Annotated in this window: 21 protein-coding genes; 11 read left to right on the top strand and 10 right to left on the bottom strand. The window is 45.8% G+C overall.

What is annotated here, in order from left to right; all coding sequences use genetic code 11:
- Nucleotides 1–34: 34 nt before the first annotated feature.
- Both ACFFUV_RS05165 and grxB read right to left on the bottom strand, forming a co-directional pair.
- Nucleotides 35–1,231 (bottom strand): DEAD/DEAH box helicase, encoded by a 1,197-nt coding sequence (locus tag ACFFUV_RS05165; protein WP_390190219.1) that lies wholly within the window; start codon nt 1,229–1,231, stop codon nt 35–37.
- A 135-nt stretch (nt 1,232–1,366) separates the two neighbouring features.
- Nucleotides 1,367–2,017: a glutaredoxin 2 gene (gene grxB / locus ACFFUV_RS05160; RefSeq protein ID WP_390190217.1), complete on the bottom strand. Its 651-nt coding sequence runs from the start codon at nt 2,015–2,017 to the stop codon at nt 1,367–1,369.
- Between the two features lie 211 nt (nt 2,018–2,228).
- Between grxB and ACFFUV_RS05155 the strand changes: the two genes are divergently transcribed.
- Entirely contained in the window at nt 2,229–2,861 is a 633-nt protein-coding gene (locus ACFFUV_RS05155; protein WP_390190215.1) for a recombinase family protein, read from the top strand.
- Between the two features lie 77 nt (nt 2,862–2,938).
- A complete protein-coding gene (locus ACFFUV_RS05150) occupies nt 2,939–4,138 on the top strand; it encodes a multidrug effflux MFS transporter (RefSeq protein ID WP_390190214.1) in 1,200 nt (399 codons plus the stop codon).
- A gap of 179 nt (nt 4,139–4,317) precedes the next feature.
- Here ACFFUV_RS05150 and rplY read toward each other — a convergent pair whose 3' ends face one another.
- From rplY to radD, 5 genes are all read right to left on the bottom strand, one after another.
- Nucleotides 4,318–4,596, bottom strand: a complete 279-nt coding sequence (gene rplY / locus ACFFUV_RS05145) for a 50S ribosomal protein L25 (protein WP_390190212.1) — start codon at nt 4,594–4,596, stop codon at nt 4,318–4,320.
- 172 nt (nt 4,597–4,768) lie between these two features.
- On the bottom strand, nt 4,769–6,154 hold the full coding sequence (locus tag ACFFUV_RS05140; RefSeq protein WP_390190211.1) for an ATP-binding protein: 1,386 nt from the start codon (nt 6,152–6,154) through the stop codon (nt 4,769–4,771).
- Nucleotides 6,144–6,803, bottom strand: a complete 660-nt coding sequence (locus tag ACFFUV_RS05135) for a response regulator transcription factor (protein WP_390190209.1) — start codon at nt 6,801–6,803, stop codon at nt 6,144–6,146. The genes ACFFUV_RS05140 and ACFFUV_RS05135 overlap by 11 nt, the downstream gene beginning before the upstream one ends.
- A gap of 47 nt (nt 6,804–6,850) precedes the next feature.
- Nucleotides 6,851–7,273: a PepSY domain-containing protein gene (locus ACFFUV_RS05130; protein ID WP_390191866.1), complete on the bottom strand. Its 423-nt coding sequence runs from the start codon at nt 7,271–7,273 to the stop codon at nt 6,851–6,853.
- 126 nt (nt 7,274–7,399) lie between these two features.
- Entirely contained in the window at nt 7,400–9,136 is a 1,737-nt protein-coding gene (gene radD, locus ACFFUV_RS05125; RefSeq protein ID WP_390190207.1) for a DNA repair helicase RadD, read from the bottom strand.
- Nucleotides 9,137–9,209: 73 nt separating this feature from the next.
- On the opposite strand from radD, the gene rsuA reads away from it, so the two are divergent.
- The 4 genes from rsuA (at nt 9,210) to poxB (ending at nt 13,961) form a co-directional block, all read left to right on the top strand.
- Entirely contained in the window at nt 9,210–9,911 is a 702-nt protein-coding gene (gene rsuA, locus ACFFUV_RS05120; RefSeq protein ID WP_390190206.1) for a 16S rRNA pseudouridine(516) synthase RsuA, read from the top strand.
- A gap of 174 nt (nt 9,912–10,085) precedes the next feature.
- Entirely contained in the window at nt 10,086–11,291 is a 1,206-nt protein-coding gene (locus ACFFUV_RS05115; protein WP_390190204.1) for a Bcr/CflA family multidrug efflux MFS transporter, read from the top strand.
- Nucleotides 11,291–11,959, top strand: a complete 669-nt coding sequence (locus tag ACFFUV_RS05110) for a DUF2913 family protein (RefSeq protein ID WP_390190202.1) — start codon at nt 11,291–11,293, stop codon at nt 11,957–11,959. Before ACFFUV_RS05115 ends, ACFFUV_RS05110 begins: the two co-directional genes overlap by 1 nt.
- A 274-nt stretch (nt 11,960–12,233) precedes the next feature.
- A complete protein-coding gene (poxB, locus tag ACFFUV_RS05105) occupies nt 12,234–13,961 on the top strand; it encodes a ubiquinone-dependent pyruvate dehydrogenase (protein ID WP_390190201.1) in 1,728 nt (575 codons plus the stop codon).
- A 32-nt stretch (nt 13,962–13,993) separates the two neighbouring features.
- On the opposite strand, the gene ACFFUV_RS05100 is transcribed toward poxB, so the two are convergent.
- Nucleotides 13,994–15,433, bottom strand: a complete 1,440-nt coding sequence (locus ACFFUV_RS05100) for a DUF2867 domain-containing protein (protein ID WP_390190199.1) — start codon at nt 15,431–15,433, stop codon at nt 13,994–13,996.
- Nucleotides 15,434–15,532: 99 nt separating this feature from the next.
- On the opposite strand from ACFFUV_RS05100, the gene ACFFUV_RS05095 reads away from it, so the two are divergent.
- The 5 genes from ACFFUV_RS05095 to nhaA all read left to right on the top strand — a co-directional run bounded on the left by ACFFUV_RS05095 (nt 15,533) and on the right by nhaA (nt 22,629).
- Nucleotides 15,533–16,909 (top strand): MATE family efflux transporter, encoded by a 1,377-nt coding sequence (locus tag ACFFUV_RS05095; RefSeq protein WP_390190198.1) that lies wholly within the window; start codon nt 15,533–15,535, stop codon nt 16,907–16,909.
- 122 nt (nt 16,910–17,031) lie between these two features.
- Nucleotides 17,032–17,703, top strand: a complete 672-nt coding sequence (locus ACFFUV_RS05090) for an ABC transporter ATP-binding protein (RefSeq protein ID WP_390190197.1) — start codon at nt 17,032–17,034, stop codon at nt 17,701–17,703.
- On the top strand, nt 17,684–20,137 hold the full coding sequence (locus ACFFUV_RS05085; protein ID WP_390190196.1) for an ABC transporter permease: 2,454 nt from the start codon (nt 17,684–17,686) through the stop codon (nt 20,135–20,137). The genes ACFFUV_RS05090 and ACFFUV_RS05085 overlap by 20 nt, the downstream gene beginning before the upstream one ends.
- Nucleotides 20,137–21,258 (top strand): lipocalin-like domain-containing protein, encoded by a 1,122-nt coding sequence (locus ACFFUV_RS05080; RefSeq protein WP_390191864.1) that lies wholly within the window; start codon nt 20,137–20,139, stop codon nt 21,256–21,258. Before ACFFUV_RS05085 ends, ACFFUV_RS05080 begins: the two co-directional genes overlap by 1 nt.
- 216 nt (nt 21,259–21,474) lie before the next feature.
- Nucleotides 21,475–22,629 carry a Na+/H+ antiporter NhaA gene (nhaA, locus tag ACFFUV_RS05075; RefSeq protein WP_390190194.1) on the top strand — a complete coding sequence of 385 codons (1,155 nt, stop codon included), beginning with the start codon at nt 21,475–21,477 and terminating at the stop codon, nt 22,627–22,629.
- A gap of 70 nt (nt 22,630–22,699) precedes the next feature.
- On the opposite strand, the gene ACFFUV_RS05070 is transcribed toward nhaA, so the two are convergent.
- Nucleotides 22,700–23,305, bottom strand: coding sequence for an OmpA family protein (locus ACFFUV_RS05070; protein ID WP_390191860.1), 606 nt, complete (start codon nt 23,303–23,305; stop codon nt 22,700–22,702).
- Between the two features lie 8 nt (nt 23,306–23,313).
- Nucleotides 23,314–24,627: a TolC family outer membrane protein gene (locus ACFFUV_RS05065; RefSeq protein ID WP_390190193.1), complete on the bottom strand. Its 1,314-nt coding sequence runs from the start codon at nt 24,625–24,627 to the stop codon at nt 23,314–23,316.
- Nucleotides 24,628–24,815 lie beyond the last annotated feature (188 nt).

Here is a 24,815-nt window from a genome sequence, read left to right as displayed (position 1 = left end):
CGGGTAGCCTTTTTTCGTACGTACAAGCCTGACATTATTGATTATCCATATTGCGTTTGCTTTTAGGAACGTAATTTAGAATAGAAATTGGCACAGGCTTTTTGGGTTCAAAGCCAGCAACGTCACGACGTTCAATAAGATGACCAAGACGGCTCTCAATCATGCATAAGTTCTTAAAGTTATCTTTTGAGACAAATGAGATTGCCTCACCTTTAGCATTGGCGCGCCCAGTACGGCCAATACGGTGAACATATTCATCTGCAGGGAAGGGCAAATCATAGTTGATAACACGAGATAACTCATCGATGTCGATGCCGCGTGCGGCAACGCCTGTCGCAATAAGGTATTGAATGCGTCCCTGCTTGAAATCGTCAAGTAGTTGAGTACGAACTGCTTGGCTGCGTCCACTGTGAAAAGCTTCTGCTTTAATTCCCCGTTTTTCTAGCTGGGTTGCTAGCTTGGCTGCACCGTGTTTCGTCTCGATAAAAATCAGCGCTTGATCCCATTGGTTCTCTTGGATCAAGTGGCTTAATAGTGCCGATTTTTTATCTTTGTCGACGGTAATTAACCACTGCTCAATATTGCTTTTTGAAGCTTGGTTGGCAGCGATACTAATTTCTTTGGGGTTGGGAATCGCTGATTTCGCAAGTTCACGAACTCGATGCGACAGCGTCGCGGAAAAGAGCAGGTGTTGTATGTCTTTTGGCAGGCGATCGAGGATACGATTAATATCATCGATAAATCCCATGTCCAACATGCGATCCGCTTCGTCTATCACCAACATGTCGACTTCTTCAAAATACACTGCTCGTTTGGCGTACATATCAAGAAGCCGGCCAGGAGTAGCAACAAGCACGTCCACGCCATCGATCAATGCTTGCTTTTGCTGAGATTCATCGACACCACCGTACATTGCCAGTGAGGTTAAATCCAGATGTTGGCTATAGTCTGCGACCTTTTGGTTAACTTGAATAGCGAGTTCGCGAGTTGGAACCAAAATTAATGCTCGAACACGTTTTTTCTTTTGAGTTTGTCCTGAGCTGAGTCTATCTAAAATGGGCAGCACAAAGCTTGCGGTTTTGCCTGTGCCTGTTTGCGCGGCAGCAATTAAATCATTCCCCTGCATAATCACAGGAATCGCTTTATTCTGAATATCTGTCGGCTGGGAATAACCGACGTCGGCAAGAGCAGTCAGAATGGCAGGGTTTAAGTTGAAGCTAGAAAATGACATCAGCGATCTCGAAATTGTTAAATGAAAGGCAGAGCAGGGCTGCAAGGCGCGGATTTTAACACAGTCAGTAGAGTAGGCGAATGAATTGTTAAATAGCCGCTATTCACTCAAGAGTAGCGGCTTTCGAGAGAGCAACTAAACTGCAACGCTGTCATAGACAGGAATATGAGTGAGTTCCGTGACTTCATCTATGTATTGGCGTACCCGAGCAGGGAATTCAATGCCTTTAATCACCGTAAGGTTACGCAGTGTTGGATACGTTAAAATATCATCGTAGCTCAGAGAGTGACTTTTCTCTGAAGGTAAGGCCAGCCAGTCCACTTCTTTAAGTAGTTGATTGACTTGTTGTATATATTCTGCACTGTGCTCCAGTGCTTTTTCAAATGTCATTCCAATCATGGTGGATTTGTTTTTGGTGTACCAAGCTTTCGCTTCATCAGACTGAAATTCAGGGAGGTTAATTTTCATCCAACGCGGATGTACCAGTGGCCCCTCATAAGGACGAATTTTTTTCTTCCACGCATCAATGGTTGTCTCTTTACTCGCAGGGGCTAAGTGTGTTGTCGAATCGAGTGTGTCCAAATATGCAACGATGTCTAAACTTTCCCCCATGTAGCTGCCATCTGGTTTTTGCAAAATAGGGACCATATTGGCACCGACTTTTTCAATACGGGCATCCACATCGTGGTTTTGCAGATAGTCGATAGCCACATCGAGTTTCTTATAATTCGCGGTCATCATTGCTCGAACACAGAAGGGGCAATGCTCAAATACGAACAGCTTCATGGGATCTCCTTAGTCATAGTTGACTTTACATCTTCATTGTCACGCTATCAGACCTAAAGTGTATGAGAAAGCGACTCAATCGAATATTTACTGTTTATCCCGACTTTGTGTCTGTTATTCGCTGCTATTGGCTCTTTTGGTGTTGACAGTTCATTATGAACTGATTAATTATGAGCTATAACATCATATGGTCTATTTTGGGGTGTTGAATATGAATTCCTACATTTATACGCGATTGTCTCCACGTAATCGAAGTCATGAAACGCAATTGGCGCAGCTCAATGCTGCTCTGCCGGGCGCAACGCTGTTTGAAGATAAAGTAAGAGGAAATGTGCCAGCGTTTGAGCGAGAGGGCTTTTCGCAATTGCTGGAAACCCTCCAAACGGGTGATACTCTTGCGGTGTGGTGGTTGAACGTTTTTGGGGCTGATTTTCGGCAAAGCAGTGACGTGGTTGAGCACCTTTTGAGTAAGGGGATTCGGCTGATGACGCTCTGTGAACGTTTAACATTCAATCCAAATTCGAGTGAAGCATCGGTGTTACTCTCTGTTTTAAAAGGGTATGCTCAGGTTGAACGTTTCCACCGCTTACATGCTGCAGAGCTTGGGCGTCAAGCATTAAAAGCGGATCCGCAAGCATGGAAAGACAAATTTCGCGGGCGTCCTGCAAATCGTGAAAAGCATCATCAGATCGCGACTCTGTTATTGGCGGGGCAGACGTTACAACAAGTGGCTGACGAAGTCGATGTCAGCTTGTCGACCGTCAAACGTGTAAAATCTCGAATCATCGAGCAAGATGATGAAGGGCAGTTACGTCTGCGTTCTAAACATCATCGAAAAAAATAGTCACTTCGGAGCGAGCCTATCGCTGGCATAGTTATGCTAAACATCAAGATTAAACCTTCTCATTTCCTAGGACCCTAATGACCCACATGATTCAAAAAAAGACCATCATTCTCGCCTGCCTCATCATCAGTGTCGGGCAATTAAGTATGGGTCTTGTTATGCCTTCACTCCCTTGGATCGCAAGAGACTTCAATATTAATCTCGACCAAGCGCAGTTACTGGTGAGTATCTATTTACTCGGTTTTGGCCCATCACAATTTATTTATGGCCCCGTTTCTGATGCGCTTGGACGCAAAAAAGTGTTGCTGTTTGGCTTGATGGTGGCGGTAAGCGGTCTGGCTGTAGTGATCGCCTGCCAATCGTCATTTTCTGGTATGGTCGCTGGACGTTTTCTGCAAGGGCTTGGTACCGGTTGCTGTGCCGTTTTAGCTCGTGCGTCGACACGAGACCGATATAACGGCGACGACTTGCCTGTGGCGATGTCTTACATCGCAATGGTTGCGTCGATTACACCACTATTTGCGCCAGTCATCGGAGGCTTTATTAACGCACAATATGGCTGGTCAATGGTGTTTGTTTCATTGCTTGGGTATGTGGTGTTTGCATGGAGTATTATTGCTCTGCGTTTTGATGAAACCATGCGCGTGAAAAGTGCCATCCCCTCCGTAAAAAACATTACGAAACAATACGTCAGCTTAATCCGTTCAAGCTACTTTTTGAGTTTTGCGAGTATCAGTTGGCTTAACTTCAGTCTGATGATCACAACGGTTTCGGTTATGCCATTTATTATGCAAGATCAGATAGGGATGACTTCTGATGAATACGCGCTTTGGGCATTGATTCCGACCATGGGTATGCTGATTGGAACGTCAACTTGTAATCGTTTAAGGCCCCGTATTGGTACGCGAAACATGCTGATGTTTACTCCAGTCTTGCATGTGAGTTCTGCGATTTGGTTTTTCTTCTGTCCAAATGAGCCACTGTTTTTAATGATTGGACAGTTACTGATGATCCTCGGTAACGGAATCGCTCTTCCTTGTGCTCAAGCGATGGTGATGCTGCCTTATAAAAAGCAAGCCGGTGTTGCTGCAGCGTTGTCTGGTGGAGGGCAAATGATTGTGTCATCGATTGTCAGTATGACCTTAGTACAGCTCGGATTAAGCCAAGTGTGGCATTTATCGCTGGTCATTGTGCTATTTGCCGCAATCACGTTCACTAATATTCGTCGTGGATTCCAAGTACCACAACCACAGGTTGAAATGGCATCGGCAAATTAAGTCGGGGTTGAGCAACTTTAGGTGCCATGGGATTGACAATTATTGACCCCCATAAACGGTGAAACCCCAGAGGTGGTAAGTCTCTGGGGTTTCGAATTTTTAGATGTCTCGGTTGGTAAAGCCGATTATCTTATATATGCAAAAGGCTGGATTTCTCCGTCTTATTCCTGGTAAAGGAATTAAGCGCGGATGAAGTCCATGTGCTCAACTTTTGGCTTGAACGCGTGACGTTGAACGTCTTGCGGCTTAACCTTCACTTCTGCACCGTCGATCACTAGAACGATACCTTCGTAGAACTCAGGCTTGTCCATTTGGTTAACGACGTCATCGTGGTTTAGAGCGATTGATACTGGCGCAGCCTCACCACCGTAAACGATAGCAGGGAATTGACCAGCGTGACGTAGGCGGCGGCTCGCACCTTTACCTAGCTCAGTACGTACTACTGCTTCAAATTTCATAGTATTACTCTCAAATTAGAAATCATAAAGTTATAGGAACAATGCGACCTTGTTCTCTATAGTAAAGTTTTGCAAGAAAGGCTTCTTACAAAACGAGCGCGGATACTAGCATTCAATGTTAATGAGAGCAAGAGCGTTGGCATGATTGTTATTGTTTTAACGAATTATTTCGCTAGAACTTGGTGGTTTTTGACGCTCTTTTATTGCGTTTGTGTGATGGTTGATGGCGCTGCAATGTTAAAATCGCTTTTACGCCACCAAGCTCGGCACACTCTAAAATGAGATTTCCTCGGTAGCTGTGCGCCATTTCGCTGACTATATTTAGCCCAAGCCCACTACCAGGCGTCGACTCATCGAGACGAATGCCTCGCTTCAATGCTTGCTGACGCTGAGGTTCAGGAATCCCGGGGCCATCATCTTCAATCACAATACTGACGGTTTCACTATCACTGGTTTGCTGATGCACCCGAATCAGTGATGCTGCCCATTTATAGCTGTTTTCGAGCAGGTTACCGAGCATTTCATTTAAGTCGTTTTCATCGACCGCAACCAAGGTTTCTGAATCAAGCTCATTGACTAAAGTGACACCGCGCATGGAGTACAGCTTATCAAATGCGGTCCCGATAGTATCTACGCTAAGTGATGGTGATGATTTAACCGAGAGAATATGTTTTGAGCCAGCCATTCGAGCTCGGCTCAAGTGATAATCAATCTGTTGTTGTATCTGTTGTAACGGCAATTGCAGTTTTTCTTGATCTTGCTTATCAAGGGCTGCCACTTCATTACGTAACACGGAAATCGGAGTTTTGAGGGCGTGTGATAAGTTGCCGGCGTGATGGCGTGCTCTATCGAGCAACTCCTGATAATGAAACAACAGAGCATTGAGGTCAGAAATGACAGGGGCAATTTCTTGAGGGTATTCTTGATGCAAGTCGTTTTGCTCGCCAGCTCTGAGCTTGACAAGTTCTTTCTGCAACTTACGCAGTGGTGCTAAAGACCAATAGACTTGTACCCCCATGACCACGATTAAGCCAATAAACAACAAACCGAGTATGACCCATAATTGACCGCGTAGTTTGGCGATGGATTGACGAATTGGTTTTTCATCGATACCGATGGTGACTTGGACGGGCTCTCGATATTCGGGTAAATACAAGGTCTTTTCTATATGGATCAGCGGCTCATTGCGCGCGCCAAGCAAATTGTTTTTCAGAGGTTGAGACTCGATGGTTCTGTCCCAAAGTGACCGTGAGCGCAAGCGGTGATTACCAGCCTCTATCGACCAATAAAGCCCGCTGTAAGGGCGTCGAAAGCGCGGGTCAGAAAGTTCGCTCAGCATCGCCAGTTGGCCAGTATTATTGGTTTCCAAATTAGCAGCTAGCTCGTCCATATAGATATTAAGCTGTGATTTGGTTTCATCGACCATATACGAATAGACTTGGGTCGGTATCACGACGCCCGCGGCGAGAATCATCGCGGATAGCCAAATCAACGCCGCCAACATCAAGCGGTTGCGAAGGCTTAGGTGTGTGAGAATGCGTGTGACCTTAGTTGGCATTCAACTGATACCCAAGTCCGCGAACGGTTTTGATCACCTGTGGTGCGATTTTCTTTCGAATACGACCGATAAATACCTCAATAGTATTGGAGTCGCGGTCAAAGTCTTGTTTGTAGATATGCTCGACCAGTTCAGTGCGTGAAATGACCTTATCGGCGTTATGCATAAAGTAGGCGACGACCTTGTATTCAAGGGCGGTTAAACTCACCGCGTGACCTTGCCACAGGACTTTGGATGTCCGTGTATCAAGGCTCAAATCACCGACTTGTAAAATCGGAGAGGCGTTACCCGATGCGCGGCGCAATTGGGCGCGAAGACGAGCAACCAACTCAAGCAGTTCAAAGGGTTTGGTGAGGTAATCGTCCGCGCCGGCGTTCAGCCCATCGATACGTTGAGTTAAGGTGTCACGTGCACTTAAGATAACGACAGGCGTGTTAATATTCTCATCTCGAATGCCTTTAAGGACGGTTAATCCGTCCAGTTTCGGTAAACCTAAGTCCAGAACAATCGCATCCCACTGTTCAGAGGTTGCGCGGTAAAGGGCATCAATGCCATCGATAGACAGTTCAGGCACCCAACCAGCGTCTTCGAGCGTTTCAATAATTTGTTCGCCAAGGCGAGGTTCATCTTCGACAACAAGAATTTTCATGCTTTATTTCTTTACTATGAATGGGAAAAGTATTTACTGAGCGTGGATTATTCAGCAAGTTGAATCGGTTGAAATTTTAGAACACTTTTAAGGTCTCGACCTTTTAGCAGGCGCATCTCAAGCGTGGTTGCACTGTATTTTACTTGCACAATACGCCCATCGTGAATCAGCTTTAGCTCATAAATCCACTCGTCGTCATCTTCTTCAAGTTCAACTTTAATAATGCGCCCAAACAGGTCTTGTTCAACCTCGTTGTACAATTCAGAAAACGGACGAATTTTTCCTGCCTTAACTGCATCGTAAACGTCGTCTTGATCTTCATCGATGTCGACTTCCGTGCCTTGTTTATACACGTCATTAACCAGATCATGTCCATTTTTTTCTTCCGCGCTGGTGGCAGAAAACGCACAGAGATTGAGTGCGATAAGGGTACACAGGGTAAATGAGCTAGGGCGTGGAATTCGAAGCATAAAGTTACCTTTGGTTAACTGTTTCATTCAGTCTACTATGCCTTGATGAATAGAGACTGAATAGCCATGATATCGAAATTAACCATTTGTTTCATCTACGCTTACTTTCGGCACTACGTCGCTAAACTAGGTCAATTCGTCAGAAAAGACTTTATCTCGCATTTTCCAAAATCGGCCGACTTTGCGCGCAATGACAAACTGAGGAGGACGAAAACGGTGTTGATTATCCACCACTTTGCTTGGAGAGGCGGCATCAAACGTCCGATGCTTATCAGCTAAGTGAGGACGAACAAATCGACTTTTAAATTCAGCTTTTTGCTTTTTGGTCGACAATGACCAAAACTCATGGACCTGCGCTTGGTTGTCGCCCATGTAGGTGACTTTAAGCTGGTTATTCCCTTTGTCTGACTTGTGGATCGTCAGCGACATCTCTAAACACTCGAACACCAGCGCATCTTTGAGATTAAGGGCGTCTTTAAGTTTTTTGTCTGGATCTACTAGGGTGGCATCACACTCATGGCAAATGCGCGCAGCGATGTCATTATCCGCACCGCACTCACCGCAATACTTGGCCCGAAAACGGTAGTTACAGTGTTCTCGTTCCCCGGTTTCCTCATCAGTAAAAAAGCCTTGGCATTTTCGACCAAAATGCTCGAGTAGGAAACCGTTACTATCAAGCTTGCCCCAGAAGTTATTATTAAAACCACAGGCAGGGCACGGAATGGTGATAATTTCGCTGTCGGAGTCAGGTTTAGGATCGCCGACTTCTGGTTGATAAAGATCGTAGCTGTTGCCAGCGTAATCTAAGACTAAACAATCCGTTTTTCCCTCTGAAAGACGCAATCCGCGGCCAACAATTTGTTGGTAAAGACTGATGGATTCTGTTGGTCTTAAAATGGCAATCAAGTCTACATGAGGCGCGTCAAAGCCGGTGGTTAATACCGACACATTGACTAAATATTTGGTCTCTCGGTTTTTAAAGCGTTGAATAATCGCATCACGCTCGAGAGTTGGAGTATCCCCAATCACTAACTCTGCTTGACCCGCAGGAAGCCGTTGATGAATCTCTTGTGCGTGGCGTACCGTTGCTGCAAAAACCATAACGCCCTGACGCTTTTCTGCCATTTCGACAACTTGGTCGATAATTTGCGGCGTGGCACGTTTGGCTTGGTCGATCACCATATCGAGTTCTGACTCTTTATAACGCCCGGTGTGACTCGGGGTGAGCTGTGAAAAGTCATAGCTGAGTACGGGAGTGTCGAGAATCTTTGCGGGGGTTAAAAAGCCTTCATCCAGCAAGTAGCGAATGGGTAACTCAAAAATACAGTCACGGAAAAACCTCGCATCTTCACTGCGAACTTGGCCTCGAGTATGGTATTGATAAATCCATCCCATGCCCAAGCGGTAAGGGGTAGCCGTTAAACCCAGTACTTTGATACCAGGATTAAGCTCTCGAAGATGGCTGATGACTTTTTGATAGCTACTGCCCTTATCATCCGGAACACGATGGCATTCATCGATCACCAACAAAGAGAATTGGTTTTTAAACGCATTAAGATTTCTGACGACTGACTGAACCGAAGCGAACACGACTTGTTGTTCCGTCTCTTTGCGGCCTAGGCCGGCGGAAAAGATCCCCCCTTGCTGGCCATAGCCTTCATATTTAGCGTGGTTTTGTTCAACCAACTCTTTGACATGAGCTAAAACCAAGACGCGGCCTTTGGCTAAGCGTGCGAGTTCTGCGATGACTAAGCTCTTTCCCGCTCCGGTAGGAAGAACGATGACCGCCGGTGTGCTGTGCTGGCGAAAATAGTGCAAAACCGCTTTGACTGAATCGGCTTGATAAGGGCGTAAGGTGTACATAAATTCTGTGAAAGGGCTCAACTATTTAGTTTTAGATGTCTATAATACCGCAGCAAGCAGAGATGAGGTATTCATGCGTTTAGATAAATATTTGTGTGACGCACTAGGCGCGACACGTAAAGAAGCAACAAAAATCATCAAAAGTGGTGATGTTACGGTTAATGACCAAACGCAAAAAAGCGGCGCGTACAAGGTTGGCGAACAAGACGTTGTCGAGTGGCAAGGTCGAGAGTTGAGCCAACCAGGGCCAAAATACATCATGCTATTTAAACCTCAAGGTTATGTTTGTTCACATGAAGATGGTTTCAACCATACCGCATTTGTATTGCTTGATGAAGCCAATACCAAAGATTTGCATTTTGCCGGACGCCTTGATGTCGATACCACCGGCTTGGTTTTGATTACTGATGACGGTAAATGGTCGCATCGTATTACGTCACCTAAACATAAATGCGAGAAAACCTATCGTGTTTGGTTAGTTGATCCTATCGAGTCTTCTTATATCGAACAATTTGAGCAGGGAATTGAGCTTCGAAATGAACGTGAGCTAACAAAACCAGCTCAGCTTGAAATCGTCGATGAGCAAGAGCACGAAGTGCTGCTCACTATCCATGAAGGTAAATATCACCAAGTGAAACGTATGTTTGCCGCGCTTGGAAACAAAGTTGAACACCTGCATCGTGAACGAATCGGCGATATTATACTGGATGAAGCATTGGAACCAGGTGAGTACCGTATGCTTAGCGAGCAAGAAATCAATTCTGTTTGGAAATAAGCGTAAATAGAAATAATCGTTCCTGTAGGAAATTCTTTATTTCCTAATAAGAACTAGTCTTTTGTCTATTTTTCAGTAAGCATAGCCGCACTACACTCAGTTCAGTACTAGAGCCATACCATGAAGCATGACCTCATCGGTCATGCTTTTTCGTCATATATAATTAGGAGTTTTATGCAGCCGCAGCCGTCAACCTCTTCCCAGAGGCCCCCGCTCACATTTTTACTTTTCATTATTTTAGGGGCTATCGGGACGTTAACACCATTTGCTATTGATATGTACTTACCTGCAATGCCTTCGATTGCGAGTGATCTCGGAGTGACGGCGGGGGATGTACAAATTACCTTAACCGCGTATACCGCAGGTTTTGCGATTGGTCAGTTAATTCACGGTCCACTGGCCGATAGTTTTGGCCGTCGTCCCGTATTGCTGCTTGGTGTTATCTTCTTTGGCATTGCGGCGGTTGTGAGTGCAACCACGCATGGCATTGAAGCGCTGACTATGGTGCGTGCAGCACAAGGTTTCTGCGGCGCCGCAGCGGCGGTGATTATTCAAGCAGTGGTTCGTGATATGTTTGAGCGCGAAGACTTTGCGCGCACCATGTCGTTTATCACTCTAGTCATCACGATTGCACCGCTGATCGCACCGATGATTGGTGGTCACGTTGCAGTGCTTCTGGGATGGCGTGCTATTTTTTGGTTTCTTGCTATTTTCGCCGTTGTTGTGGTGGCTATGGTGTTATGGAAGATTCCAGAAACATTGCCTGTCGAGCACCGCCAACCTCTGCATCTTCTCACCACACTGCGTAATTATTCTAAGCTGGTTTCCAATCCGGTCGCGATGGGGCTGATGCTGTCAGGGGCTTTTTCATTTTCAGGGATGTTTGCGTTCTTAACGGCTGGCTCGTTCGTCTACATTGATATCTATGGTGTAAGACCGGAAAACTTTGGTTATCTGTTCGGGTTGAATATTGTTGCAATGATCATCATGACAACGCTGAATGGACGTTTGGTTCGCAAGGTGGGCTCCCACGCGATGTTGCGTTTTGGTTTAACGGTTCAACTCATTGCCGGTTTAGGTTTACTCGCCTGCTGGGTATGGGGCTGGGGGCTATGGCAAACCGTAATGTTTGTTGTGATGTTCATCGGTACACTTTCAACCATCGGCAGTAACTCCATGGGGCTGTTATTAAGCGGCTATCCACATATTGCGGGTACGGCCTCATCATTGGCTGGCACATTACGTTTTGGTATGGGATCATTAATCGGTGTTGCAGTAGCGGCGATGCCATCGGGGGTTGTTTGGCCTATGCTGGTGGTCATGAGCTGCTGCTCTATTTTATCTGCTGCCTGCTATTGGATTTTTGGAAGAAAAGCATAATGACAACGTCATACAGTGAAGAGATTCAGCATGTGGTCAACTCGGCATTAAGTGAGTTGGCTGAAGAACATCGCTCGGGGAAATTGGCCAATGCGCCTGTTGCTAATAATCATTTTTTGGTGCGCTGGGTGACAAAAGCACTCAAGAACCAACGTTTTGCGCGCTGTGTTGGGGATGATTTGACGCGTTGGCAAAAAGCGGGACGCTCTAAAGGAAATGACGCAGCGCTAATGACGGTATTTGAACGGATATCCGCATTCTATCGTCAGTTTTTCACTCAGCATACGAGTGAGCAGCCAATCAAAGACAGTGATATTGAAGCCTTTCTTGATCACATGGAATCTCTTGGGTGGGAGGTGTCGACGTCAGAACCTTTGGTCGGCGTAGGAAAAGTTCAGATCTACACGGACGGTCAGAACTCGCTAGCGCTATGTAGCGAGCAGTGTGACAACTGTTTTGATGGTGAAGACATGGTTAAGCCGATGAGTTGGTTTGTTCGTGGTCATCATGCGGGATTTGTTGAAGCGGCGACTCAAGCGGGCTTTATGGTCCACAAAGTTACCGACTATAAGTCCAATGTTAAGTACCATGGAGAGTACAAAATATTCCCAGGTAATTTGGGGAATCAACTCCCAGAAATTCCCTTGAGCTTTACCGTGGATAAGTAACAAAATTGGGAATCGATAAGATTAAGGCCGCGACCAACATCGCGGCTTTTTTGTGCTAGAAAGCAATCAATAAGCGCACGTTCTTATTGCAAAAGGATCTATAGAGTCGATGTTTATAAAAAGATCGTTTTTATAAAAAAATGTTGCAAAGATTAAAATAAATTTGACTTGAACAAGGTTTGTCACAAGAGGATGATAGAAAAATGAGAGGTAGAACACGTGTTTACCACTTGATCCTCGGTATCAATGATAAATCACAGAAGAGAGGAAGTTTATGAGCAACAGCATTGCCTATTTTATTGCCGAAACGTTACAGCAAGCCGGTATTGAGCGAATTTGGGGAGTCACTGGAGACTCCTTGAATGGCATCAGTGATAGCTTAAGAAAGCTTGGTAGCATTGAATGGTTAGGAACAAGACATGAGGAAGTCGCTGCGTTTGCCGCCGGAGCGGAATCTCATGTTACTGGTAAGCTTTCCGTGTGCGCTGGATCTTGTGGTCCAGGTAATATGCACTTAATTAACGGCTTATACGACTGTCACCGTAATAAAGTGCCAGTATTAGCGATTGCCGCGCACATCCCTTCTTCTGAGATTGGCAGTAACTATTTCCAAGAAACGCATCCCCAAGAACTGTTCAAAGAGTGCAGTGTATATTGTGAATTGGTTTCTAACCCTGAGCAAATGCCTTATATGTTAGAAACGGCGATGCGCCAAGCCATATTGAACAATGATGTGGCAGTGCTGGTTTTACCGGGGGATGTGGCATTGAAACCGATGCCAGAAGGCATCAAGCCGAAATGGAATGTCCCGAAACCCGCACTGTATACGCCCGAAATCTCTGATATAGAAGCGTTAGCAAGCGAGCTTAACAGCGGTAAAAAAATCACCATGTTGTGCGGAGCTGGTACCAAAGGCGCGCATGATGAGGTGGTCGCGCTCGCAGAAAAGTTACAAGCTCCAATCGTTCATGCAATGCGAGGCAAAGAATTTCTTGAGTACGATAACCCTTATGACGTGGGGATGACTGGACTCATTGGATTTGCTTCTGGCTATCACGCCATGGGCGAGGCCGATACGTTATTGATGATTGGTACTAGCTTTCCTTATCGTGCGTTTTATCCCGACAAAGCCAAAGTATTGCAAATTGATCACTCACCAGCTTCCTTAGGTCGTCATACTCAAATTGACTTGGGAGTGGTTGGTGATACGAAGACAACCCTTCAACAATTACTGCCGTTGTTAGAGGGTGAACGGTCAGATCGTCATCTGAAAAATTGTGTTTCCAACTATCGTGAAGCGCGTAAAGACTTGGATGATTTGGCCAACGGTAAAACCGGTAACAACCTGATCCATCCTCAATATTTGGCGCGTTTACTGAGTGAACAAGCGAGTGACGACGCGATCTTTACGTGTGATGTGGGGACACCAACGGTATGGGCTGCACGTTATCTTGAAATGAACGGCAAGCGACGACTCATTGGTTCGTTTAACCATGGCTCGATGGCGAACGCCATGTCGCAGGCAATGGGCGCTCAAGCGATTGATCGTCAACGTCAAGTGGTCGCAATGTGCGGTGACGGTGGTTTTTCGATGCTAATGGGGGATCTGCTGTCTCTTAAGCAACTGAACTTGCCAATTAAAATCGTGGTGTTTAATAATCGCTCTCTTGGGTTTGTGGCGATGGAGATGAAAGCCGGTGGTTATTTGTCTGATGATACCGATTTGGACAATCCAAGTTTTGCCAACATTGCTGAAGCGTGTGGTATTAAAGGCATCCATGTCGCGGATCCGAAGGCGCTTCCTGAAGCAATTTCAGAAACCATGGCGTATTCAGGACCCGTTGTTTTGGAAGTCGACACCGCAAAACAAGAGCTGGCGATGCCGCCGCAAATTAAGTTAGAGCATGCGAAAGGCTTTAGTATGTATATGATGAAAGCAATCATCAATGGGCGAGGCGACGAAATCGTCGAGTTAAGTAAAACCAATTGGTGGCGCCGTTAGACGGGCGATGATAGAGATAAGAAAAGGCCGCGTTAGCGGCCTTTTCTTATTCTTGCTTTCCTTACAATCGCTTTGACCATTCCTTTAAAGATGAACAGGTGGGCTGGCATCATCACAAACCAGTAGAGTAACCCTGGAAAACCTTTTGGGTGCCACCAGGCGGTGACATTCAGCTCTCGTTTCGCACCATGATCAGTAATGGTAAATTCAAGTCGACCTAATCCCGGTCCTTTCATTCCGAAAAACAGGGATAAAAAGGCATTTTTTTTACAGCGAATCACTTTCCAAGAATCAATGTAGTCTCCGACCATGAGCTCCGGGCCGGGAGGTGAGCGCCGAACTGGTTTTCCACCACCCGCAAGTACATCAAGCCACTCTCTAAGGCGCCACAATGCATTGGCGAAGAAATAGCCCTGCTCTTTACTGCCTATGGTTTCAATAACTTGCCACAGTTTTTGTGCACTGACATCGGTATGGATACTGGCACCTGCTTTTTTGGGGAAGTAACCAAATCCGGGTTGCCAGCGCTTTAGAGCGGCGGGGTCAAACCCCCAAACATCGCTGCGAACAAATTGTCCTTCCTGAATAATGCTAATTCGCACCATTTGCTCAAAACTCAACAGCTTTTGAGGATACTCACGGGTTATTTTTGACGTATCAGCAATAAAGTCATGTTCAAGGCCGGCAAGTAATGCTTTACCAATCGAGGAAGGAACGGAGGTAATTACGCTTAACCATTTCGAGGCAATCGAAGGTGTTAGCCAGCGTGTCGACCAAAGACGAAAAGGGCGATAGGTTTGATCGCAAATCACTTTAAATTGTTCGCGGTAACTAAGAACATCCGGCCCACCAACTTCGTATGTTTGATGCTGTGTTGGTCTGCGATGGCTAAGTGCTAACAGATAGTGGTTAAGGTTATCAAGTGCAATCGGGTTTGCTTTCGAATCGACCCATTTCGGGGCAATCAAAATCGGTAAGTTGTAAACAAAGTCGCGCATGATTTCAAAGGCGGCTGAGCCAGGGCCGATAATAACACCTGCTCGAAGTTCAGTCACAGGGACATGAGTTTGACGGATGATTTCTCCAGTTTTCCGGCGAGCCTCAAGGTGGTCAGAATGCCCTGTTTGTGGTTGAAGAGCACTTAAGTAAATGACATGCTTAACATTGCTGATGGCCAGTGCATCACGGACGTTTTCTGCTAACGATAATTCATACTCGATAAAGTCATGACCTTGAGCCATGCCATGGACTAGAAAATAAACCACATCGAACTTAGGAATCATCTCAGCGGTGCGCTTGGCATCGCTTAAGTCCAGAAATAAGTAGTCAAGCAATGGATGACGTTTGGTTCTTGCTTTTAAATAGTGTAATTGTCTGGCCGCGGCCGTGACGTGGTAACCTTCTTCAATCAATTGATGAAGTAGCTGCGAACCCACATAGCCAGAGGCGCCCAATACTAAGACTTTTTTCACCTTGCCCCCTGTGAATGTTCTAGTCGCTCTATAATCACTTACGTATAATGACACACCTCGTGTCTCTTCTCGACCAAGCTATTCAATTTTGGAGTCATTTTGTCTTTTCTTTCTCAGGTATTTGCCCACACTAAAGGCGAATTTTTACGACGCTTAATCGCGATAGCACTGCCAATCACTTTGCAAAGTATCATGTTTTCAAGTCGAGGACTGGTGGATGTGCTCATGCTTGGCCAATTGGGTGAGGCCGAGATCGCTGCGGTGGGCGTTGCGGCGCGTGCGACTTTTGTTACCACCATCATGTTGGTGGGAGTTACGACTGGTGGGGCGTTGCTCACTGCGCAATATTGGGGGGCGGCAAATCGGCAAGGGGTGAGAGAAAGTACAGCATTAACTTGGTTGGTGACCATGCTTTTTGCAGCGTTAACGGTCATCATTTTCTTGCTATTTCCTAGCCAGATCATGGGACTCACGACCGATTCACAGCAAGTCAATGAGCTCGGAAGTCTTTACTTGATGATTACCTCGGTCAGTATGTTTGCCGTGGGTTGCGTGGCGAGCATGGCTGTTGGACTGCGCGCTATGCATAAACCCGGTATCAGTACTTTCTTTAGTGGGATTGGTATCGGTTCAAATATTTTCCTTAACTGGATGTTGATTTTTGGTCACTTTGGATTTCCAGTACTGGGCATTCAAGGCGCTGCAATCGCAACGGTATTGAGTGGTATTATCGAAGTCGGATGCTTATTCGGTTACCTGTATGCGAAACAGCATTTACTCGCTTTTAAATGGCCTGACGTTGTTGCCGTGTTGCGACTAGACCGAATCGTCCGATTTTTGCGTCTATCCTTACCCACCACCTTTAATTTTCTCGCGTGGTCAGGGGGGTTATTTGCCTACCATGCAATTATGGGGCAATCAGGTGTACAAGGTTTAGCGGCTTTGTCGGTGATGACCCCCGTTGAATCGATTTCGCTGAGTTTGTTGATAGGGATGTCCAATGCAGCGGCGGTGTTAGTGGGAAACCAACTCGGCGCGAAAAGTTACGACACTTTATACTATCAAGCGGCCGGTGTTGTCTTTTTGAGTTTACTGGTCGCGATAGGTGTTTCCATTCTATTATTTTTCGGCCAGTCTCTGGTATTGGGAGCGTTTGGAGCGCTGACCTTGCAAACTCGTGAGTTAGCCGAGCAGTTTATTACGATTTTAAGCCTCGGCATTATTTTACGCGCGATCCCAATGACACTGATTGTCGGTATTTTACGCGCTGGTGGTGACGTCAAGTTTTGCTTGTATCAAGACTTTGTGGCGCAATGGTGTATAGGCATTCCTTTGGCTGCGTTTTGCGCAGTGTATTTAGGGGTTGATTCACAATGGATCTACCTGCTGTTTTTGACGGAGGAAGTGGTCAAATGGGGTGGGTCTATTCAGCGTATGCGTAGTCGAAAATGGATGCGTAATTTGATTGAAGATTAGGCGTTAATCAATAGATCGGTGAAATTCAGTGCATAGAGTGTGACGTTCCCGCCAAAACACTTTCTCCATCAAGCATTTTGGTGTAGGCTCACATACCCCTATCAATGAATGTGAGATGTTGAATGTTACAACTTAAAGATCTCTGTAAAGGCTACGTTGACGGTGGTGAATTCCATCCAGTTTTACAGGGCGCTGAGTTGTTGTTGGAACGAGGTGAGCAAGTCGCGCTAATGGGGGAAAGTGGTTCAGGAAAAAGCACTTTGCTCAACATGATCGCTGGGCTTGATACCGTTGATTCTGGTGAGATCTTATTTCCAGACTTTGCCATGCATGATGCCGCTGAAACAAAGCGTACTGTGTATCGTAGAAATAACATCGGTCTTATTTTTCAGCAGTTTAATTTAATTCCAACTTTAAACATCGCAGATAACATTCGTTTTTGTCGTCAGTTAAAAGGGCTACCCGAAGACCAAGGTCTGTGGCGGCAAATTCTTTCGGCGTTGAATCTGATGCCCTTACTCGGGCGTTATCCTGAAGAAGCTTCTGGTGGGCAGCAACAACGAGCGGCTATCGCTCGCGCGCTCTATATGGAGCCCCAAATCCTGCTAGCGGATGAGCCAACTGGAAGCTTGGATGAGCGTAATGCTGAAGCGGTGATGCGCTTGTTGACGTCGCTGACACGGCATCTTAATTGTACGCTTTTACTGGTGACACACAGTGAACACGTCGCCCAGCATATGGAAGGATGCATTAAGCTTCAAGGAGGCGTATTGAATGTTGTGGCCCGTAGTTAAAGCACTGCTTGGTCATTATCGACGTTATCCTTTCCAAATTTTACTTGTGTGGTTAGGGTTAACGCTAGGCGTATCCCTTCTTGTTGGTGTCACCGCGATAAACCACCATGCTCGAGCCAGTTATGAGCATGGTGAGCGCTTGTTTTCAAACCCTCTCCCATATCGTATTCGCCCTAAACACAATATCAACAAAATTCCTCAAGGCTTCTATATCCAATTGAGAAGAGAGGGGTTTAAAGAGTGCGCGCCACTTGAAACTTTACGCCTGCATACCGAGCGTGGGCGAGATTTGCAATTAGTCGGCATCGATCCGGTTGCAATGATTGATCTGAAATCAGATAAAACGCTTGGTCAATTTTCGATTCTCGCATTGATGCACCCACCATATCCGGTGCTGATTAGTAAAGATCTTGCTAAGTACCTTGATGTCTCCTCAAATGATTTTATTAAACTTGATGATGGTCGAGAGCTTGGTCCTTTGTTGGTCGATAGCCAAGATTTGGTCAGTGGTACGCAAGTCGCCGCTGATATCTCGTTATTACGCCAATTTGAGCGCAGTGCTGGAATCTCTGTGATTGCGTGCAGTGAAATGTCGAGTGCGCGTTTGGCGCAGCTTGAATCTATTTTGCCAAATGGCATGTCAGTGACGCGTAGTTCTCGAGCAGAACTGGAGTCCTTGACTAAGGCCTTTCATGTCAATCTGACGGCGATGGGGATGTTGGCTTTTCTGGTGGGGTTATTTATCTTTTATCAGGCAATGTCACTTTCTTTTATTCAGCGTCAGCCACTGGTTGGTGCGCTGCGTCAAATGGGCGTGTCAGGTTGGCAATTAGCTCAAGCTCTGGTTCTAGAGCTTCTGCTGCTTATCTTGGTCAGCTGGTTATGCGGCAATATCTTCGGGCTGCTGCTTGCCAATCAATTGATTCCAACTGTCTCGGAAAGTTTAAATGATTTGTATAGCGCCAATGTTGGGCTTTCGATCAACTGGAGCTGGTCAGCGAGCCTATACAGTTTATTAATGACAGTCATCGGCGCGGTTCTCGCTTGTACTTGGCCGTTGGTTCGTTTGCTGCGCACTCAACCGATACGTTTAAGCGCTCGTTTATCCTTGGTGCGTTTTGCTGGACACGAATTCTTTATCCAAGCTTTGTTTGCGACAGCGCTGTGTGTTGCCGCGATAGCCATTTACCAAGCGCCGAAAACTCAGCAGTCAGGTTTTGCCATTATCGCTCTGATGTTGATGAGCGCCGCATTATTTACGCCGTTCCTGATATGGAAAATATTTAATAGTCTGTCGTTTACGTTACGTTGGGTAAAAATACGTTGGTTTTTTGCTGATGCGGCCTCCAGTATGAGTTACCGCGGTGTTGCAACGATGGGGTTTATGCTAGCGATGGCGGCAAATATTGGTGTTGAAACCATGGTGAGCAGTTTCCGAGATACGACGGATAACTGGCTGAATCAGCGTCTCGCTGCGGACTTGTATGTTTATCCGAATACCAGCAACGCGGCACGAATGAGTGAGTGGCTGATCCATCAGCCGGACGTCGAGGCCGTATGGTGGCGCTGGGAGAAAGAAATTTCCAGTGGGACTGGCACCACTCAAGTTGTGAGCACTGGGGGAGCGGAAGGTGAGCTCGAAGCGTTGACGGTGAAACTCGGCATCCCTAATTATTGGTATCATTTACATCACACGCGCGGTTTGATGATCAGTGAATCAATGGCTATCAAGCAGGGGATTCGACCTGGAGATAGAATTAACCTGCCTGGAGCACTTGGCAATAACTGGTTGGTCGTGGGTGTATATTACGACTACGGAAACCCATACAACCAGATTCTACTATCACATCGTAATTGGCTTTATGCTTATGCGGGTAGCGGTAATGTGGCACTTGGTGTCATAGCCGGCCATAACGCGGATATTGAAAACTTAAAGCAACGCTTGTCGTCGGTCTTTAGGTTAAGCTCCGAGCGGCTTTTCGATAATAGTCGAATCCATACTCAAGCGATGCAGGTATTTGACCGCACGTTCTCGATAGCCGATACCTTAGGCAATATCACACTAGTGATTGCCGTGTTTGGTATTTTCTTTGCGACTTTGGCCGGTGAGATCTCACGTCAGCGTCATTCTGCAATGCTTCGCTGCTTAGGTATGTCTGGGAAAGAAATGATTTTAGCAGGCAGTATGCAACTGTTACTGTTCGGCCTTGTGGCAACGGTGATTGCAATACCATTAGGCATCGGATTGGCCAAATTAGTCGTGGATATCATCATTAAGCAATCATTCGGTTGGACGCTTGAATTGCAGTTTATTCCGAGTTCGTATTTATACACTAGTGTATTAGCGATGCTTTCCTTAGTGGTTGCGGGCGCAATTCCAGTGATTCGTTTAGCGAAAAATACCCCAATTAAGTTATTAAGAGACGCATTGTGATGAAGAAGAACTTCAAAGTATTAATGCTGATTGTTGTTGCTATCTGTGTTGGGACAGGCGCATCGGTATTATGGCTTTGTTGGCAACATGTTTCTCAGCCTAAGTTAACTTCGCTCAATGAGTTTGATTCGATATTAAGTGCGAATAGCCAATCCGTGTTTGAACCCGTGTTACCGGACTCTCCGGTTATTCTTCCAGAAGACTTCCGCTTTCACCAAGATTTTCAACAAGAGTGGTGGCATTTCTTTGCTAATGTGACTGATGAGAGAGGGCGAGAATATGGTATTCAGTGGAGTTATCTACGGGTAGCGAGAGAAGAAGCGGCGCAGAGAGGATGGCTGAATCCTCAATTGTTTATTTCCTACATATCGATTGGTAGCCGAGAGAATAGTGTTCATGAGCAGCGAATCGCACGTGGCGGTGTTGGCCAAGCAGGAATGGAAAATCGACCGTTTCGGATTTGGTTAGATAACTGGAACTGGCGATCGTTAGGAAAGACTCCGTTTCCTGGACAGCTTCGAGCCAGTTCGGATAAGTTTGCGATCGACATGTTAGTAAATCCGGTTGGGCCATTTGTGCTTCCAGGCGAGCAAGGTTACGTCGTCAAAGACGACATGTTGCCGATTGCCTCCTACAATTTCTCAGCGCCGTTTTTAAATGTGAACGGTAAGATGATGTTAGATGACGGAGACCAAGTGACTGTCCGTGGCCATGGTTGGCTGAGCAAAGAGTGGGGCACAGGATTACTCGCGAGTCAGCATCAAGGCTGGGATTGGCTTGTGATTCCGCTTGATGAGACATCGACATTATCGGTTCATCGTTATCGCCGTGAAAGCCGTCAACCTTACCTGTCTGGCTACATAGCAACAAATGATGGTAAATATTGGGCGTTAGATGATTCGCAATTAACGCTCGAGCCTTTACTCCATAGTACGCTAGAGAACGGGCATTCTGTTCCTCTAGAGTGGGAGCTGCGAGTACCAAGGTTTGGTGTAAACGTTCGTGTTCGCCCTATTAATACCAATCAATGGCTGCCGTTTGTCGTGCCGTATTGGCAGGGGGCCATTGAAACGATTGGCAGTCATAATAGCCAAGGTTTCATGCAGCTTTACGGCTATTAATCATTATTTTTCGATAAAATTCATCATATTGGCTTGGACTAAGCTATTCTTCCTATACGTGTGTTCGTTATAGTTTTTACGTACATTCTCTTTCTACTTATCGGTAAAACCGAATTAAAACATCTAAACAAGCGATTTTTCCTTATGTCAGGTTGTCGCTAAACTCACGACTTAGATTGTTGAATTTATATAACTATTTTTAAAAAGGGAGATTTCATGAACAACGTCATTCGCGATTTTTTCAAAATGGAGTCTGCGGGAGGCATTTTATTGGTTATCGCTGCTGCCATTGCAATGGTAATAGCCAACTCTCCTTTGAACGAGTGGTATCAGGGCGCGCTTCACACTTATATTTTCGGAATGTCCTTTTCTCACTGGATTAACGATGGTTTGATGGCCATTTTCTTTTTGTTAATTGGTTTGGAAGTTAAGCGTGAATTACTAGAAGGTGCACTGAAATCTAAAGAAACAGCGATATTTCCCGCGATAGCAGCACTAGGGGGCATGCTCGCTCCTGCGCTTGTTTATGTTGCTTTTAATATCGGTGATCCCGAAGCCATTCAGGGCTGGGCAATACCAGCCGCTACAGATATCGCGTTTGCGCTGGGGATCATGGCGCTTCTTGGAAACCGTGTTCCAGTAAGTCTTAAGGTATTTTTACTCGCGTTGGCGATCATTGATGACCTTGGGGTGATTGTGATTATCGCACTGTTTTACTCGAGCGATCTTTCAACGTTGGCACTGACGATTGGTTTTGTCATGACCGCGGTGCTGTTTATGCTTAATGCTAAGCGGGTGACCAAGTTGACACCTTATCTCATCGCTGGTGCCATTTTGTGGGTGGCCGTTCTTAAGTCTGGTGTGCATGCTACGCTAGCGGGGGTGGTGATTGGTTTTGCGATTCCACTGAAAGGACAAACAGAAAAAGACCATTCGCCATTAGAGCATCTCGAACATGCGCTGCATCCTTACGTGGCTTATGGCATTTTACCTTTGTTTGCTTTTGCCAATGCAGGTATTTCTCTCGCAGGTGTTTCTGTTGAAGGGCTAACATCAATGTTGCCATTGGGTGTTGCGCTTGGTCTGTTTGTTGGGAAACCGCTGGGTATTTTCACCTTTAGCTTAGCGGCGGTGAAGTTAGGAATAGCGAAGCTTCCAGAAGGTGTTAACTTTAAACAGATATTTGCAGTGTCGGTATTGTGTGGTATCGGATTTACCATGTCGATCTTTATTGCCTCACTTGCGTTTGGCGGTGACAACGTTCAATTTGATACTTATGCTCGATTGGGTATTTTGATGGGGTCAACCCTGGCCGCTGTTGTTGGCTATGTACTTCTTAGCCGCTCTCTGCCCAAAAAGTCTCAAGCGTAACGACGCTTATAGCCTACAAAAAAGCCCCAACGATTAGGGGCTTTTTTTACGCTTGGTCCTTATAAAAAGATTATTTTTCTTTGACGCTGAATATTGTCCATTCTTCAACAACTTGCTCTGTTAACCCCACGACTGTTGCGGTAACTTTTCGGTTGACTGCATGTGAGGCTGGGTCATCACCTTCGGCTTCTAAACGCGTTTCACCGTAACCAACAATGCGAACTCGCTTTGGATCTATCTCATAAGAGAGCAATTTATCTTGTACAGCATTCGCTCGCTGTTTAGACAGTGCCAAATTATAGTCTTGCTGTCCGACCTTACTGGCATAGCCTTGAATTTCGATAGATGCGGAACGATAACTTTTTAAGAAGTCCGCCATGCTTTGTATTTGATTTGCAAACACAGGATTAATTTCATAAGAATCATGAGCAAATAGAATACGTAGCTGCCGCTCATCTTGTTCTCTGATACTTGCGCCACATCCGTCGTTGTCGACTAGGGCGCTTTCTGGTGTATCGGGACAGAAGTCTCGAGCGTTCACAACCCCATCTCGATCGTCATCTTGTAAGTCGGCAATCTGATTTGCGATCGGGGTATCAATATAATCGTATTTGTCTGCGCTGCATGCACTTAAAAAAAGTGATCCGGCGAGCGGCATAAGTAGCAGGGGGGTCATTTTCATATTCAGTACTCCACTCGTTCAGTCCACTCTTCCGGTATATCAACCAGCAGGGCATCCAGTAGGTTACCTGTCGCATTCATCACGCGATATTTCGCGTATTGCTCTGCGTAATGCGCATCCAAATAATCCTTGCGAGCTTCAAAAAGCTCGTTTTCAGTATTGAGTAAATCAAGCAACGTACGTTGCCCAATTTGATACTGTTTTTCATACGCAATGACTGTTTCAGAGGCGGAATCGACATGATCGCTGAGGAAGTTTTTTTGTTGCAAAGTTAAGTCAAGAGCACTCCAAGAAAGTCGTAAACTTTCTTCTACTTGGCGGTAGGCATTATCCCTTAAATCCTTAGATTTATTGAGTTGATATGCAGCGCGGTCTGACATGGCGTTATCGCTCCCACCATTGTAGAGATTGAAACGCATACGAAGCATCGCTAGAGTTTCATCGCCTCGGCCTTCATCTCCACCTGCATCATCGCGCCATGTTTGGCTCGCTTCGATAGAAAAGGTTGGGAAGAATGTACTTTTGGATTGTTTGTACTGGAATCGTGCAGAGTCAACATCGGTATTTGCGATACGAATTACCGTGTGATTGTCATAAGCATCGGAGATGGCATCTGTCAATGACAGCGGCAATTTCGATTCGTCTGCACGAGGGTAAATGAGCCCTAGTGGCTCTTGCCCGACCAATCGACGAAACTGTGTATGGGTATCAAATAAATTATTTTGTGCCGCTAACAAGTTACCGTGAGCCTTTGCAATACGAGCTTCAACTTGTGACAGATCGGCTGTGGAGCCAATACCTGATTCCGCTCGACGTTTAATGTCGCGATAAATATCTTTGTGGACAGCAACATTGCTTTCGGACAACGCGAGGATTTCCGTCGCTTTTACGGCTTCCAAGTAAATTTCGGTCACGCGAAGAGCGATATCGGAGGCATCCGCAAAAATTTGCCATCGCACAGATTCCGCTTCAGCCGCCGTTCGAGCCATGTCATGCCATGTCGATGAGCCATCCCAGATGAGCTGCGTTAAGCTAACCGATGCTTCTTTTCTTGTTAGGTCGGTATCATCTCGACCCGTCACTGCCGGAGGGTCGATTCCTTCATAACCAATGCCGGCATCAACGTCTATTTGAGGAAGGTAAGCTCCGTTACTCGCATCATGTTCTTTCAGTGAGCTCACGTAGTCATTAAAAATACCTTTTATCTCAGGGTTAGTTGCTAGTGTAATAGCAACGGCTTGTTCCAGCGTTTGTGCGCTAGAGTGGGGTGTCAACACCACAGCGCAGCTCAGCAGTAGGGGATGTTTCCACTTCACAGCATTCTCCTTAATCACCGTTAAGGGCTACCTACTTTTCACTCGAAAGAAAATACGGCGGGTAACACTAAATTAGTCATAAGAAGCTTAGTTAATGAATGTAAAACTGAGAAGTTAGTTCAAATAAAAATATTCATATTAATTGACAGGTTGTAGCTTATCGTTAGCACTTTGTTGTTATTCGTGTG

Origin of the sequence: Vibrio olivae (assembly GCF_042428525.1) — a bacterium.
Classification (GTDB): domain Bacteria; phylum Pseudomonadota; class Gammaproteobacteria; order Enterobacterales; family Vibrionaceae; genus Vibrio; species Vibrio olivae.
Note: the sequence above shows the minus strand (reverse complement) of the source record. Positions and strands in the feature narration are given on the sequence as shown.